Raw genomic sequence first — 15,570 nt, 5'->3', positions numbered from 1 at the left:
GTTGTTAGTTGTTAGTTGTTTGGAACCATCAACCAGCAACCATCAACCATCAACAATTTGATTATTCAGGAAATGCCAAGCGTACAACCAAATTACGATGTGGCTCTTTACCCCGGCTGAAGGTTTCTAGATCCCTAAACTCTTTTAAAAAGGTATGGACTTGGCGACGTTCAGCCGAACTGAGGGATTTTATTTCCACTTCTTGTGCTGTTACCCGCACTTGTTCAGCAGCAGCTTCAGCGATCGCTTGAATTTCTGCTTGTCTCTTAATACGATAACCGTTTAATTCCACGGTGTATGAGGCTTGTCCCTCATGAGGTTGATTTAAGTTGAGAGTAGAATTTGCTAGATACTGAATTGCATCTAGCACTACACCATCAGGCCCAATCAAAACCTGAATTTGTTCTGCTGTCATATTGATATGATCAATAGTCAACCAGTAATTATCTGGTTCTTGAGACTCGCCCTCAGCAATCTTCGCTACTTCTAAATTGCCTTTAATTTCAGTATTTATCCCAGTAAATTGCAGCAGTGTTTTTAACCACTGCTGCCCTCTTTCCATCGGAGAGTCAGTCATCATCAACCTGTAGCCTTTTTCTTAGAACTCTTTGGTTCAACTTTCTTAGAACTTTTTGGTTCATTAGAACTCTTTGGTTCAACTTTCTTAGAACTTTTTGGCTCAAACGGTAATGTTTTTTGTTGTGCTTCCGTCTGCTTTTCTTGGGTATCTACAATTTTTTGTAGTTCCTCTGGCAGGGGTTCACGCGAAAGGATGTAAGTTTGTAGAGTTTGGAAAATATTACCAATCACCATATACATCAACACCCCAGCCGGCAAGGGGAAGAACAAAAACATCCCGGAAAAGATTACGGGAGTGATTTTGTTGACTGTATCCTGTTGGGGATTCCCACCACTAGAATTCTGCCCCGAAAGGATTTGGCTGACGTAGAGAGTAATACCAAACAATACTACCATCGCCACAATATCCCAATGAATTGTGCCATCCGGATCAGTAGCTCCGACTCTACCTAAAGCCTCAATAAACAAAAATCCTTTGTCTGCTGCTAGCCCTGGAATCGTTCCAGTGATGGTGACATCTCCGGGCTGGAGGGCTTCGATATTACCTTGCTCATCAATTGTGATTCTTTCTTCCCCTTTGGTAATTTTCCATTGGGGAACTAAGTTGGTATCTGGGTGTTCTACCAATAACTCCTGAAATGGCTTACCTTCAGGAGTCTGATATTGAATCTTGGTATGTTCTCCTACGGCTAATTTGCTACCTCCAGGGAGAATGGCACTTACCTTAAGGTGTTCCCCATCAGCAACATAGATGTTTTGGGGAGGAGTGACAAAGGCTTGGGGTTGAATTCTTTCGATTTGTTCAGCAGGAAGAACTTGCAAGTTAACAGTATAGTTAACACCAGCAAAAGGCGAACCCCGCAAGGTCGCAAATAGTGCTAATAACACTGGCATTTGCAACAGTAATGGTAAACATCCAGCTAAAGGATTACCAAATTCCTTTTGGACATTCATCATTTCTTCTTGCTGCTTTTGCGGATCATCTTTAAAACGTTCTTTAATTTCTTGCATCCGCTTTTGCATCAAAGGTTGGACGACTCGCATCCGTCGCATGTTGCGAATTGAACCAGCACTTAGAGGATATAGTGCAAAACGAATAATTAACGTCAAAGCAACGATCGCCAATCCATAGCTCGGCACAATACTATAGAACAAGTCTATGATTGGCAACATTACGTTGTTTGAAAAAAACCCGATACCAAAATCCATTATTCTGAATTCAACCTGAGGTAATGTAAATTAACTACCGATTTTATATTGATTGTTGGTTGGTTGTTGGTTGTTGGTTGTTGGTTGGAAGAATTATTGACAATTACCAACTATCAACTACCAATCATCAACAATTAAGCAGCAACTAATCACCAAAATTTGAAAATCGGCTGACTGAATATAATTTATCGAAAATCAGGATCTGTCTGCGACTGTAACTCAACTACGGATAGCCGCACATTGTTGGGAATTGGGCATTGGGAATTGGGCATTGGGGATTGGAGATCCCCAATGCCCAATTCCCATTATTTTTTCGCAGTAACATTAAAATTGGGATTTTTGGCGGTGACTCGTTCAGTGATGTAGTCATAAATCTCCCGGAACTTAGGAACAGCCCGTAGTTCTAGACGACTACCATCTTTGAGGGTTAATACCATATCTCCCCATATGCCAATACCACGGGGAACTTTGACGATTTTGACAACTTCTGAGTAAATAACGTCGCTGCGATCGCGTCCCATCCAACCACCAGTTACAGAAACTCGGCGATCGGTGATCCTATAACGCAGCCACAATGCTCTTACAATTGCTCCTACCGTCAACGGTAAACCTACAATCGTCAAGCCAATAAGTATGTTGATTATTAAATCCCCGATATGGGGGCCACCTTCAAAATAAACTTCTTCACGAATGCCCATTTAATACCTCAGCTTGTGCCAACAACTGCTCTAATTCTTGCAGAAATTGTTGGGTTACGCACTTAGATTCTGCGGCCGTTGGTTTTACAACTACAACTAACCGCCATCCTGGTGACAATTGAGGCAACAATTTATGCAAAGCTGCCGATATTTGCCGCTTGAGGCGGTTACGAATTACTGCTCGTTTACTGACTTTGGTGCTAATCGAAATACCAATTTTGACTGGAAAAAGCACCGAGTTTGTTAGTTTTACATTAGTTTGGGCAGTATCAGGAGAAGGTTTTTTCATAGATGATGGCCGTAAGGCTCTCAAGGTGAAATAAGAACCATGACGGCGAGTACCTTCCCGGAAAACTGCCTGAAAGTCTTTTCGGGATTTAAGCCGATTTGCTTTGGGCAAAGCCACAACTGCTGTCTAAGTTTCCTTAGCCTATACGCTTAGGCGATAACGTCCTCTTTTTCTTCTAGCTTGAATTACGTTTCTACCATCTGGTGTTCGCATTCTGGCACGAAAACCAGATGTTCTCTTCCTCTTTCGGTTTGTTCCTTCTAAAGTTCTCCGCATACCTTTATCCTCTTCGGCAAAATTTTATAAAAAGCCACAATCTATAATCGTATCACTTTTTTGTCAAGAAATAGGGGTATAGAGGGGTAAGGGTATAGGGGTGTAGGGGAATACATATTACAAGTAGGGGGGCTGTACCGTGTCGGATGTAGGGATACAACATCTTCTTCCTACACCCTTACTCCCCTAAACCCACACACCCCTAAACATTCACTAACTAATACTAAGAATCCAAGTTCCCAAATAACGCGCTAATGGGACATCACCAGGAGTTTGAATCGAGCAGTTCCAATAGAAAATGCCTCCAAAAGCTGGATTTTTGACATTTGATAACACTATTTCAACATTGCTACCTGCTGGGATGGCTTCTTGAGGGTAAATTTGAATCACGCGATTTTCTCTATCCCATTGCACATCAGACAGTGGGACTTTTTTGTCTTTGACGCGGACTTCAATTTTCTTGGGATCTATGGTTCCTTTGTAGTAATTGGGATAGTTAACAACAAATTGGGAAGCGGCGAATTTCATCTTTTTAGCGGGGATTTTTAAACGGTACCTGTCCCAAGCATTGGTTTGTCCACCAAAGTCCAATCGGAAAGGCAATTGATTTTCACTTTTGACACCGCTAAACAGCGTAAAACCTGGCAAACTCTGCGCCCAACTCATTGCTGGTAAACCTGTCAGTAACAAGCCAGTCACCGCTAAGGCAGAAAATAAACGTCGCATAGTCAAGCTCCTGTGGCATAAATAAAGGTGATGTTTCAGTAACTGGGAGTAAAGGTTCACAACTAAACTTTACTACTGACTTTATTTAGATTTTAGACGTCAAATCCTCAACAAAAGTGCCGTCCTGTCTAGATTTAGGAAAATCCCTACTTTGAAAATAGTATTTTAATTTACAAAAAACTCTACTGAAAGTCTAGCGATATTCTGAGATATAGAAAGTTTTAATCATTACTTGTTTGCTGATAGTTTTACCAGCGATCAAAAAGTCATTAAAGTCAACTTATATTTCTAAATATGTACAAGTTTATCTAAAATTAAGATTTTTGTTATAAAAATTATGCGATTTAATAGAGCGATCGCCAGCAAACTTAAGCTAGATTGGTGGCAGTAAGCATTACTCACAGCAGAAAAAATTTCTAATCATGTGAGGAATTATTTGGTGAGAAATGAATCGATATTGCACTATGTAAACAAGACACAACAATATTTTGCAATCCCTAAAAGAATTTGAAGACATAGATGTAAAAGCTGGGGATCAGCATAGGATGTGCAATAAATAACCTATAAATGCAAGTATATGTAATTGCAACATCCAGAGAACGGCACAGTTAGGCTTTGTCTAGATAGCCAGAGTGGGAAAGCGTAAAGGTAACTAAATTAAGAAAAGCCAATAGCTGATAGCCCCACCCCAAAGTTAAGAGTACGTCTAAATACTCATTGCAAAAGTTTCACAACTTGCATCAGAAATAAGTATTTAATCTCAAGGAGATTACATGAGAATAGCAGTTGCTAAAGAAATTGAAGTGTGTGAACGTCGTGTGGCATTAGTTCCCGACATCGTAGCGCGGTTGGTTAAACAAGGTTTAGAGGTTTGGATAGAAACTGATGCTGGTGAACGAGCATTCTTTAATGATGCTGCTTACGAAGCTGCTGGAGCCACAATAATTGCCGATACTAACAAATTATGGTCAGAAGCAGACATTCTCCTCAAAGTTAGCCCGCCACAAGAGCGAGAAGACGGGCGCTCAGAAATAGACTTACTCAAAGAAGGGGCTGTACTAATTAGCTTTCTCAATCCTTTAGGAAATCCAGTCATAGCTCAGAAACTGGCAAATCGCAAAGTCACAGCCTTGAGTATAGAGATGATTCCCCGTACTACTAGGGCGCAGAGTATGGATGCTTTATCATCACAAGCATCAATCGCAGGTTACAAAGCCGTACTCATCGCCGCCGCAGCACTACCAAAATATTTCCCCATGCTGACAACTGCTGCTGGTACGATCGCCCCCGCCAAAATATTTATTATGGGTGCTGGTGTTGCTGGCTTGCAAGCGATCGCCACCGCCAGACGTCTGGGAGCAGTGGTAGAAGCTTTTGATATTCGTCCCGCCGTCAAAGAAGAAGTGCAAAGTCTGGGAGCAAAATTTGTAGAAGTTAAATTAGACGAAGAAACAACAGCCGCTGGTGGTTACGCCAAAGAAATTTCCGAAGACAGCAAAAAGCGCACCCAAGAACTTGTCACCGAACACATCAAAAATGCTGATGTAGTCATCACCACAGCTCAAGTTCCTGGCAAAAAAGCCCCTCTTCTAGTCACAGAAGATATGGTTAAGCAGATGAAACCAGGTTCAGTAATTGTAGATATCGCCGCCGAACAAGGTGGTAACTGCGCTTGCACTGATCCTGGTAGAGACATTGTTGCTCACGGCGTCACCGTCATCGGCCCAATTAATTTACCATCTTCTCAACCAGTCCACGCCAGTCAGTTGTATGCAAAGAACTTGACATCTTTAATGCAACTACTCATCAAAGATAAAGCTGTAGAAATCAACTTTGCCGACGACATTGTTGATGCAGCTTGTATTACCCACGCCGGTGAAATTCGCTCTGCACGAATTAAAGAAGCGTTGCAAGCTATAAGTTCAGCAGTCAGTTAGGGATCGGGGAGCGGGGATCAGGCGTTGAGCATTGATTGGTTTTTTTCTCCGCGTCTAGTGCGTCTCCCTGCTCCCTGCGAAGGGCTTCCTTGTCCTCCGTGTCCCCAATCCCCGATCCCCGTTGCCCCTTATCCCCAGAGGGGGCCCCACCTTCCCCGATCCCCTTTCCCCAATCTTCAAGGATTTTTCAAGATGACAGAAGCATTAATTGCAGCTTTGTTTGTATTTGTCTTGGCATCGTTTACCGGATTTGAAGTGATCAACAAAGTACCGCCAACTTTGCATACGCCCTTGATGTCAGGCTCAAACGCGATTTCTGGAATTGCTGTATTAGGAGCAATTGTTGCTTCCGGTGCCAGAGAGTGGAATGTATCAGTCATTCTCGGTTTGATCGCCGTTGTACTAGCAACTATCAACGTGGTGGGTGGTTTCCTCGTCACAGATCGGATGTTGCAAATGTTTAAGAAGAAGGCAAATGGGTAATAGGTAATAGGTAATGGGAAAGAAAATTACCAATTACCAATTACCAATTACCAATTACCAATTACCAATTACCGCACTTAATTTATGACTGATTTTCTTCCGACTGGGATTCAACTGACCTATTTAGTCGCTGCGTCTTTATTTATTTTGGGTTTGAAGCAACTGGGTTCACCTGCGACAGCACGAAAAGGTAATGTTGTCGCGGCTGTGGGAATGTTGTTAGCAATTGTGGCAACATTGCTGGATCAGCATGTGTTGAACTACGAGATGATTTTGGTGGGATTGGCAATTGGATCGGTACTCGGTGCGATCGCAGCCTATAAAGTCCAAATGACAGACATGCCACAAATGGTGGGTTTGCTCAACGGTTTAGGCGGTTCTGCTTCTGCCCTTGTGGCAGTTGCAGAATTTTGGCGCTTGCTACAACATGCCCAGACAGTACCCCTGGATGCCAACATTTCTATGTTATTGGATGTGTTAATTGGTGGCGTCACCTTCACGGGTAGTATGATTGCCTTTGCCAAACTGCAAGGGATTATGAGTGGTTCGCCAATTACATTTCCCTTGCAGCAACCATTCAACGCTTTGTTGTTGGGTTCCTATGTAGTGGGTAGTGGTTTTCTACTCATGCAACCACACAATCTACCTGCATTTTTGGGAATTGTTGTAGTTTCCCTAATCTTGGGTGTGATGTTTGTCATTCCCATTGGTGGCGGTGATATGCCAGTGGTAATTTCGCTGTTAAACTCTTTTTCTGGTTTAGCTGCGGCTGCTGCTGGTTTTGTGGTGATGAACAACATGCTGATCATCGCTGGTGCATTGGTGGGAGCATCTGGGATTATCCTCACCGAAATTATGTGTAAAGCGATGAATCGCTCTTTGATCAGCGTTTTGTTTGATGCTTTTGGCAGCAGTGGAGGTGCAAGCGTCGGTGCAGCTGGTGGTGCTAAAACTGATCAAGCCGTCCGCAGTATTGATCCAGAAGAAGGCGCGATGATGCTGGGTTATGCCCGTTCTGTAGTGATTGTTCCTGGTTATGGAATGGCGGTAGCGCAAGCACAGCATAGTGTACGCGAATTGGCAGATCAACTTGAACGTATGGGTGTTGATGTTAAGTATGCCATTCACCCTGTAGCTGGCAGAATGCCCGGACATATGAACGTCTTGCTAGCAGAAGCCAACGTTCCTTATGAGCAACTGCACGATATGGAAGATATCAATCCCCAGTTTGAGCAAACAGATGTAGCGCTGGTAATTGGGGCAAATGATGTGGTAAATCCAGCTGCACGCAGCGATACCAACAGCCCAATTTACGGAATGCCGATTTTGGAAGTAGACCGGGCGAAGCAAACAATTGTGATCAAGCGGGGGATGAGTGCAGGTTTTGCTGGCGTAGATAATGAGTTGTTCTACAAAAATAAAACCACAATGCTTTTTGGTAGTGCCAAAGATATGGTGGCGAAGTTGGTTTCTGAGGTGAAGCAGTTATAGGGTTCAGTTAAGGTTATTGATCTGCTTTCTTGATTTGTAGAGATGTTGCAATGCAACGTCTCTACAATTTTTTTCGCTATATAAATTTTCGTATTTTGAAAAATTTGGAATACTCCTGCTTTTATCCCCTTGCAGAGAAGTTACAGCAATAAAAGGCTAAAGGAGTTCGTAGTAAGCACGCTTGGTGCTTAAATGAGGACTAAAGTCCACCCTGCGGGTAGACACAAAGTGGCTTCTGAAAGTAGCCGCTCTTACGAGCGTCTACACTACAAACCTAGCAAAGTTGACTTGCCAGACTACTAGTATGCACTAACTAGATTGGAATTTGCGTGAAATCCAATTGATGATACCACTGAGAATTGCACCACCCATGAGGATGCCAATTGCTGGGTTGAAAACAGGTTGCCAGAGTTTATACCATAAATCTAAACCCAAGGGTACCCCTGATGCTTTACCGATCGCAGCGATCGCTAACCACCCAAAACCAAACAGAACAAGAAAGACATCCACTACCAAAATTAGGTTAAGCCAACTTAAAAATTTTGCTTTCATAGCTTAATGTGAATAATATTAATGGTTGTTTGTTGGTTGTTTGGAACTAATAACCAGCAACAACCAACAAACAACAATACTCCTAATTTTCAAATAGCCAATTTTTGACTTTTGCCAAACTCTGCCAATCTGGTTTTCTTTTAAAACCATCTTCAATGCTGTCTTTAATTTCCTCTTGCCATTCGGGGCTAAGAGTTAATAATTTACTAGCAGCATCAATGTGTTGCCGTAAGCCTTTTTGATTAGTTTCCAACATCCCAAGGGCGAGATTTACCCTTGCTTGTGCATCTTGTGGATTTAACTTTACTGCTTTTTGTGCAGCCTTAATAGCGGAGTTGGGTTTGTTATCCAACAAATACAACCACGCTAAACAAGTCCAAGCAGCACTACTTTTGGGAGCGCGATCGCAAACCTCTTTAAAAATAGGAATCAAAGTCTCTGCTGATTCCCCAGCTTTATAGCGTTCTAAACCTGTATCAAACAGGGATTCAACTGTGTTAGTCATTGGTCAATTGTCAATGGTCAATTGTCAATGGTCAATGGTCAGTGGTCAATTGTCAATGATCAATAAACTAAATGTATAGACGCGCTGTTTGAGGCGTTTTTACAACTCTGAACATTTGACAATGGACACTTGACACTTGACTAAACCCCAAATGACTTCCCACAACCACAGGTTTGGCTGGCATTGGGGTTAGTGAATTGAAAGCCACCGCCGATCATGGCATCGCTATAATCAAGCATTAACCCATAGAGATATAATAAGCTTTTGCGATCGCAAACTATTTTGAAGCCGTCATAATCAAAAACATCATCATTTGGTGTAATCTTGCTGGGGTCTTCAAAGTCCATCAAGTAAGACATTCCGGAGCAACCGCCTTGACGTACTCCCACTCGCAAGCACAAGTCTTTACCAACTTGTTTTTCCTGCAACAATTTCACTTGCCGCAATGCAGTTTCGCTTAACTGAATTCCCCGTTGTGAAGACTGAGTTGCCTGTGTCATCTGCTTTTTTAACTCCTTGTGCGGTTATCGATTACCCTATACAAGCAAAGCGGGAACCTTTAACCCAAAAGTTTCGTCATTGGGTAGCCCCGAAAATTTTCACAAACGCTTTCCAACCACACGTCTGTAAATAACTTTGTTTATCCATTTTAGCGATATTGATGTTCCAGGTTGCCAAATTGTAAAGACTCCGTCAAAAGCAAGCAAAGATTTTTATTCTAGAATTGAGAGATTCAATGTGTTTTAGAGATTCGCTATTTTTGGAGTTTCGACCTTTGGCAGCCCACAATCACGATTACTCTTAATTAAAAAGCTAAAAGAGTTTTCATCGGAGGCTAGCCCTAACTTAAAAGTCTAATTGCAAATCGCTTGTTTTGATCCACTTACTCTATGACAAGTTTTAATCGCTCTACCAGCCGTCGTTTGCGGAAATTAACTCAAATTCCTTCTTTATGGGAGGGCGATCGTCGTCCATTGTCATCACCAACCCAGCTATCAGACTCCGAGACTAAAGGCGAATGTATTCTTTGGGTGGATGGTACACAAGGTATCGTACGGGGAATGGACGTAGTACCTCCAGAAAGTGGGCCAGAAGCTATTGTTCGGACTTTGATGCGAGCAATGGAAAATCCCCATAGTCCTGCTAAACCTGCTCGTCCCCAAAGAATTGTGGTCAGAGACCGAGAAATACAATTCTACTTACGTGGAGTATTGCAAGATTTAGATATTGCTATTGATTACTCACCTGATTTACCTCTGATTGATGAACTGTTTCGTGGGTTTGCCGAAATTCTCGACTCTCAAGTTCCCGAATTACCTCCGCAGTATGCAAAAGCTTTGCGAGAAAAAGCATTAGCAATTTGGCAAGCTGCTCCTTGGGAATTGTTAGAAGAACAGCAAATTTTGTCAATAGAGATCAATAAGTGGGATGTTGGTACACTCTACGCCTCAATGATGGGGATGCTGGGGATGGAATATGGCATACTTTTGTATCGTTCCGAAGATTCACTGAAGCATTTTCGCGCCACAATTTTAAGAGAAGACGAATCACAAGGGCATTTAGAAGAAGCTTTCCTGAAACAAGATTGTCTATTTTTGACTTTTGAACATGCTGACGAAACAGATGAAGAGGAAGAATTTGAAGATTTAGCAGAACTACCATTGTCTGAAATTGAACCCACCTTTGGCAATATTCATCCTCTAGAGGGTCTACGCTCAGTTTTATACGATGAAGAGGCACTGATAGTATATGTTGCCCTAGAAAGCCTCAACCGTTTTATTCGCGATCACCGTCGTCAATTGGATAGGGATTCTTTTCCTGCTTTGAGTCGTCGCTATCGCATTTCCCTACCAGATTCTTGTGAAGAACAAAACAAATCAGTATCTATTACTGTTTCTAGTATGCCGGAGTTGGCAGCAGAGTTAGAGGAAATGGCAGGCTACGAGGATGAAGAAGACGAGGAGGACATCGAATCGGATTCTACGCCGATGTTTAGGTCATTGCGAGATGACTTAATCCCAGAAGACTCTTTCCTTAGTTTAGGTGTGGTGTCTTGGGAAATGTTGGAGTACTTACGTCAAGGAGTTAGTTACCATCAAGCAGGGGAAATTGAGCCAGTAGGTGATGGTCTGCCAGTAATTTTAATTCAAACTTCCCGTCCCAAGGCTAAGACCGTAATTGAAAATATAGAAAAAGCTGGAGGTCTCAAAGCTATTTGTTTTAATCCTGGTGCAGATCCTTTTGGTGGCGATCGCTATGATTTGGGTTTACTACAAACTCAAAATGGGGAATTGTTTTTGTTTGGTGAATTTTTAGATGATGACCCCACTCACGTTGAAGCCAGAAAAAAATGGAATCAACGCTGTAAAAATACCAAAGGCTATTGCGGTTTAATTATTGCCAAAGGACTGACTGGCGCAGCTCGTGGTAATCCTCAGTTGCGAGATATGATGGCTTTATTTGAGGCGCGATCGCTTTCACCTAAAGACTTAGGCATTGGTACTCTCCAGCTGATGCCGCAACTGCAATTTGAATAGCAAACTGAACATGTAGCTTTGTGCTTCAAAACACAAGTTTTGTCTTGCTCAATCATAATGAATAGCTGTGAGCAATTAATGGGCTTATTTAACACTTATGTAGCAGCCCTAATCTTGACATAACCAAACTGATTCAAAATTAATATCTCCAATCTTTCCAACTTATACAATTTTGGATTTTTGGATTTTAGATTACTCTGTCGAGTAGACACTCCCTGTCTACTTGCACGCCTGTCGCTAACGCACCTACCAAAGGTAGCCGCACTTCGTGCGTCTATAGATTTTGGATTGGGAAACTCTTTGTGCATAAGGTTATGTAAGTCTATCTGTCGCATTCTTTTTTCAAATTGGTATTAGATGAACGGGAAATCTTCACCTTACAAGAATTTTGCTGAATTGTAAGGTGTCTTGAGCGTTCAACCTACTTTACATGGTTGTGTATTCTATTTTGCTTGTTGTCTGAAAGTTTATTATTTAAACATTTTAAAAATTAATTATTAAGAATCGCAACTTAAACAAAATTTACTATTTACTTGAATACGTCTAAAATTTTCATTGTTTTACTTAATATTAAGGTGTATTTTGCTTTTTTTAAACTCTCTGTATATAAAATTAACTATTCTTCCATAAAACACTTGAGAAAACAAGTAACAATATTTACAAATTAGCTATTTACAGTAACTGTTTAATCCATTTTTTGAGAAAAATAAAGTATAAAAATAGACTTAAAATGTTTTACAACTAATATAAATCCAAACTTAATATGGTTTATAAAATCATATTTTTTCTGATTGTTATTTTTTCGATCTTATGGATGTTTTTGCTATCTACATAATTAAATGTAATTTTTTTACTATTTCTTATTAAAGATTTTACAAAAATCCAACTCTAACTTTCAGTAGATTTTCGTTAAAGTTTCAATAAAGCCATAGAAACAAGCGGTAAAACATATACAATAAGTACATTAATAAACAGGGTGTTTATACGCTATATCGACATTATTAATATATGGAGATGAACGACAATTCAGATAGTAATTCCAATGGTTTACTACAACTAGAAAAAGAATCTACTGTTTCATATTTAGCTCAACAATGGGCTAAAAAGTATTTGCATAATTTAGAATTGAACTACTTGTATGAAGATAAGCAAGATGCTGTGAGCTTGAAAAAGATATTATCTTGTGAAGGCAGAAAAACAACATCGCAAAAGCTGATGAATTCTTTGCGTACTGTGAGTTTACAAGCTTGGAACAAAACAGAAGCATTGTTATCAGAAGAAATCAAAAGGCATCGTATTGACCCCAAATTAATAAATCCTTGGGAAATAACAGCAGATTCTTTTGGGATATACGAACAAGCATTGCATCTATACACTCAGCAAGTATCAAGTCAAAGCTCACCTATACAAATCCCATCGTTTGAAAACATTCAGCAGATGGAAGCACTGCATGGTGCATCAACTCAAACGGCAACAATCATCAGCACAAATGTTGGTTTGCTGCGACAGAAATATACACAAAATGATCCTAGAGTGATTGCCTTTGTGAGTTTGCAGTTTCACTATACTAACCTTGGCTTACTACAAACTCTTTCGCCTTTGGAACAAATTGTACTTGGCAGTTACTTAAAAGTCATAGATGACCATCTGTATATGCCACTACAACGTGCTTATAATGCAGCAGCGGAACATGATTTTGATTCTCATTCTTTAAAAGCAGTTCAACAGCTTTTGCCTGTGAGTACACAAATAGCCAATAAAATTTGCCAAAAGATAATTAATCTTTACCCTAGTTATCATTCCCGGTCTGGTTTATTAAGTGAATCCCTAGTTAGACCTTCCAGTCTCAGGGATATAGAAATGTTCCAAGTTTATCTTTGGGTTTGTAGTTTGGAGGGAAGCGTGAATGCTATTCAACAAGAATTGTTCCCATTGTGTGCAATGCTCTACCCAAGATTAAAAGTTCACTGGGAAATTATTCGCTGTATGCTGCACTTGCTAGAGCAAGAAATATCTCAGCATCTAAATCACAAACAAGCGAACACATTAATACCATATCTACAAGTGTTATGGCACATGTTTTCCCCAAACATATTTGGTCAAATTGGGTGATAGAGATAGGTCAAGTTCCTTTGACATTGCTATTGTCTAATAAATAGTTCTTTAGCTAGCAGCAATTATCTTTGCCAGGTAATAAAATTTTTGTTCAAGCTTGATTCTTCCTTGAGATAGTTTCTGTTGTGTAATAGATAATATACGCTATTGCTTCTGACACAACAACACTTTGTTCATTTGTTTTTTTGATTCTATATAAAAAATGAAGAATACTTCAAGCAAAGCAAATTTTTTACACAAAGGATTGCTTGTTTCCTGACAAAAACTCTGATATTCTTAACTCTTTCATCCTCACTAACATTTTGTACACAATGTTGATAAGCAGCAAATAACACAATCAAATGACTAATAAAAAATGGGCTGTAAAACGTATCACTGTGAATTTAGCAGCACAGGAGGCCGAAAAACTGGAAAAGTATTGTGAGCAAACTGGTAGACCAGCAACTGATGTGATTCGGGAGTTGATCCGAGGATTATCTGTAGCTGAAGATACAAAAGATGGCGATAGATAGGCAGGCAGAATTTATAGATTAAGAGTACAAGGAAAAAAGAATAATCAAGAAGAGAAAATTTGTTTTTGTCTTCTACTTTCTACTTTGTTTGACTCTTTTACAAACTTGGCAGGGTGCTTTTTGAATCTTTTGACTCTAGGACTCTAAATAGAATACGAGTAGCAAATTCCGACACCAACCCAGTTACAATTTGTAAAGAAATTGAAAAGGAAGGACGGAATGCGCGTTGCAATCATAGGTGCGGGACTGGCTGGGCTAGCAACCGCTGTAGATTTAGCTGATGCTGGCTGTGAAGTCCAGATTTTTGAGTCCCGTCCGTTTGTTGGTGGTAAAGTTAGCAGCTGGGTAGATGGAGATGGCAACCATATCGAAATGGGATTGCATGTCTTCTTTGGCAACTACAATCAGTTGTTGAAATTGATGAAGAAGATGGGAGCCTTTGAAAACCTGCTTCCTAAAGAACACATTCATAACTTCATCAATAAAGGAGGAAAGACTGGTGCGCTTGATTTTCGTTTCTTTGTGGGTGCGCCTTTCAATGGTTTAAAGGCATTTTTTACTACCTCTCAACTCTCATTACTAGATAAGTTACAGAATGCTGTAGCACTTTCGACTAGTCCAGTTGTCAGGGGTTTAGTTGACTTTGAAGGTGCAATGCAAGATATCCGCAACTTAGACAAAGTTAGCTTTGCTGAGTGGTTCCGTAGTCATGGTGGTAGCAACGGCAGTATTAAGCGGATGTGGAACCCCATTGCTTATGCTTTGGGTTTTATTGATTGCGAGAACATATCTGCTCGTTGTATGTTGACGATTTTTCAGTTATTCGCAGTGAGAACCGAAGCCTCAAAACTGCGGATGCTGAAAGGATCGCCCTATGAATATTTGCATAAACCGATTTTGGAATATCTAGAAGCGAGAGGAACAAAAATTCATACTCGCCGCAGAGTACGAGAAGTTCTATTTGCTGAGGAAAAAGAACAAACCTGTGTCACTGGTTTAGTTATTGCTGACGGTGACACAGAAGAAAAAATTACCGCAGATGCCTATGTAGCAGCTTGTGATCTGCCTGGAATTCAGCGTCTGTTACCTCAACAATGGCGTCAGTGGTCAGAATTTGACAATATTTACAAGTTGGATGCAGTTCCTGTAGCAACGGTGCAGCTACGGTTTGATGGTTGGGTAACAGAACTGCAAGATGTAGAGGCACGCAAACAGCTAAATCACGCAGCAGGAATTGATAATTTGTTATATACTGCCGATGCAGATTTTTCTTGTTTTGCTGATTTAGCTTTAACTAGCCCTGCTGATTATTATCGACAAGGGCAAGGGTCTTTGTTGCAGTTAGTGCTGACGCCGGGAGATCCGTTTATTAAAAAAAGCAATGAAGAAATTGCTCAACACGTTTTGGCACAAGTACATGAGTTGTTCCCATCATCAAGGGAACTAAATATGACTTGGTACAGTGTGGTTAAGCTGGCTCAGTCTTTGTACAGAGAAGCACCAGGGATGGATATTTATCGTCCCCGTCAAAAAACCCCTGTGGCTAATTTCTTCTTAGCAGGGAGTTATACACAGCAAGATTATATCGATAGCATGGAAGGAGCAACGATTTCGGGAATGCTTGCAGCAAAAGCTATTTTGGAGACTATGAAACAATAGTT

At 40.7% G+C, this 15,570-nt stretch carries 16 protein-coding genes; 7 read left to right on the top strand and 9 right to left on the bottom strand.

The window, feature by feature from the left end; genetic code table 11:
- Positions 1-61 precede the first annotated feature (61 nt).
- The 6 genes from ACE1AT_RS00780 to ACE1AT_RS00755 all read right to left on the bottom strand — a co-directional run bounded on the left by ACE1AT_RS00780 (position 62) and on the right by ACE1AT_RS00755 (position 3,777).
- Positions 62-580: a protein jag gene (locus ACE1AT_RS00780; RefSeq protein WP_374865437.1), complete on the bottom strand. Its 519-nt coding sequence runs from the start codon at positions 578-580 to the stop codon at positions 62-64.
- Positions 580-1,788, bottom strand: a complete 1,209-nt coding sequence (gene yidC / locus ACE1AT_RS00775; RefSeq protein ID WP_374865436.1) for a membrane protein insertase YidC — start codon at positions 1,786-1,788, stop codon at positions 580-582. The genes ACE1AT_RS00780 and yidC overlap by 1 nt, the downstream gene beginning before the upstream one ends.
- Before the next feature lie 305 nt (positions 1,789-2,093).
- Positions 2,094-2,486, bottom strand: coding sequence for a PH domain-containing protein (locus tag ACE1AT_RS00770; protein ID WP_374865435.1), 393 nt, complete (start codon positions 2,484-2,486; stop codon positions 2,094-2,096).
- Positions 2,473-2,892: a ribonuclease P protein component gene (rnpA, locus tag ACE1AT_RS00765; RefSeq protein WP_374865434.1), complete on the bottom strand. Its 420-nt coding sequence runs from the start codon at positions 2,890-2,892 to the stop codon at positions 2,473-2,475. The genes ACE1AT_RS00770 and rnpA overlap by 14 nt, the downstream gene beginning before the upstream one ends.
- A 24-nt stretch (positions 2,893-2,916) precedes the next feature.
- Positions 2,917-3,051 carry a 50S ribosomal protein L34 gene (gene rpmH / locus ACE1AT_RS00760; protein ID WP_374865433.1) on the bottom strand — a complete coding sequence of 45 codons (135 nt, stop codon included), beginning with the start codon at positions 3,049-3,051 and terminating at the stop codon, positions 2,917-2,919.
- Positions 3,052-3,264: 213 nt separating this feature from the next.
- A complete protein-coding gene (locus ACE1AT_RS00755; RefSeq protein WP_374865432.1) occupies positions 3,265-3,777 on the bottom strand; it encodes a DUF2808 domain-containing protein in 513 nt (170 codons plus the stop codon).
- A gap of 773 nt (positions 3,778-4,550) precedes the next feature.
- Between ACE1AT_RS00755 and ACE1AT_RS00750 the strand changes: the two genes are divergently transcribed.
- The 3 genes from ACE1AT_RS00750 (at position 4,551) to ACE1AT_RS00740 (ending at position 7,688) form a co-directional block, all read left to right on the top strand.
- Complete coding sequence (locus ACE1AT_RS00750; protein ID WP_374865431.1) at positions 4,551-5,714, top strand: Re/Si-specific NAD(P)(+) transhydrogenase subunit alpha; 1,164 nt, start codon at positions 4,551-4,553, stop codon at positions 5,712-5,714.
- 192 nt (positions 5,715-5,906) lie between these two features.
- Positions 5,907-6,197: an NAD(P) transhydrogenase subunit alpha gene (locus ACE1AT_RS00745; RefSeq protein ID WP_096675630.1), complete on the top strand. Its 291-nt coding sequence runs from the start codon at positions 5,907-5,909 to the stop codon at positions 6,195-6,197.
- An 84-nt stretch (positions 6,198-6,281) separates the two neighbouring features.
- Complete coding sequence (locus tag ACE1AT_RS00740) at positions 6,282-7,688, top strand: NAD(P)(+) transhydrogenase (Re/Si-specific) subunit beta (protein ID WP_374865430.1); 1,407 nt, start codon at positions 6,282-6,284, stop codon at positions 7,686-7,688.
- Positions 7,689-7,997: 309 nt separating this feature from the next.
- Here the strand turns inward: ACE1AT_RS00740 and ACE1AT_RS00735 are convergent, their stop codons facing one another.
- The 3 genes from ACE1AT_RS00735 to ACE1AT_RS00725 form a co-directional block, all read right to left on the bottom strand.
- Positions 7,998-8,240 carry a hypothetical protein gene (locus ACE1AT_RS00735; RefSeq protein WP_374865429.1) on the bottom strand — a complete coding sequence of 81 codons (243 nt, stop codon included), beginning with the start codon at positions 8,238-8,240 and terminating at the stop codon, positions 7,998-8,000.
- Between the two features lie 82 nt (positions 8,241-8,322).
- Positions 8,323-8,745, bottom strand: coding sequence for a tetratricopeptide repeat protein (locus ACE1AT_RS00730; RefSeq protein ID WP_374865428.1), 423 nt, complete (start codon positions 8,743-8,745; stop codon positions 8,323-8,325).
- A gap of 140 nt (positions 8,746-8,885) precedes the next feature.
- Positions 8,886-9,245 (bottom strand): HesB/IscA family protein, encoded by a 360-nt coding sequence (locus ACE1AT_RS00725; RefSeq protein ID WP_374865427.1) that lies wholly within the window; start codon positions 9,243-9,245, stop codon positions 8,886-8,888.
- A 390-nt stretch (positions 9,246-9,635) separates the two neighbouring features.
- On the opposite strand from ACE1AT_RS00725, the gene ACE1AT_RS00720 reads away from it, so the two are divergent.
- The 4 genes from ACE1AT_RS00720 (at position 9,636) to zds (ending at position 15,568) form a co-directional block, all read left to right on the top strand.
- On the top strand, positions 9,636-11,282 hold the full coding sequence (locus tag ACE1AT_RS00720; RefSeq protein WP_374865426.1) for a hypothetical protein: 1,647 nt from the start codon (positions 9,636-9,638) through the stop codon (positions 11,280-11,282).
- A 1,008-nt stretch (positions 11,283-12,290) separates the two neighbouring features.
- Positions 12,291-13,394, top strand: a complete 1,104-nt coding sequence (locus tag ACE1AT_RS00715; protein WP_374865425.1) for a hypothetical protein — start codon at positions 12,291-12,293, stop codon at positions 13,392-13,394.
- 344 nt (positions 13,395-13,738) lie between these two features.
- Positions 13,739-13,909, top strand: a complete 171-nt coding sequence (locus ACE1AT_RS00710) for a ribbon-helix-helix protein, CopG family (protein ID WP_374865424.1) — start codon at positions 13,739-13,741, stop codon at positions 13,907-13,909.
- A 219-nt stretch (positions 13,910-14,128) separates the two neighbouring features.
- Complete coding sequence (zds, locus tag ACE1AT_RS00705; protein WP_374865423.1) at positions 14,129-15,568, top strand: 9,9'-di-cis-zeta-carotene desaturase; 1,440 nt, start codon at positions 14,129-14,131, stop codon at positions 15,566-15,568.
- The last annotated feature ends 2 nt before the right edge of the window (positions 15,569-15,570 follow it).

Origin of the sequence: Pelatocladus sp. BLCC-F211, from assembly GCF_041928655.1 — a bacterium.
Taxonomy (GTDB): Bacteria; Cyanobacteriota; Cyanobacteriia; order Cyanobacteriales; family Nostocaceae; genus Pelatocladus.
Note: the sequence above shows the minus strand (reverse complement) of the source record. Positions and strands in the feature narration are given on the sequence as shown.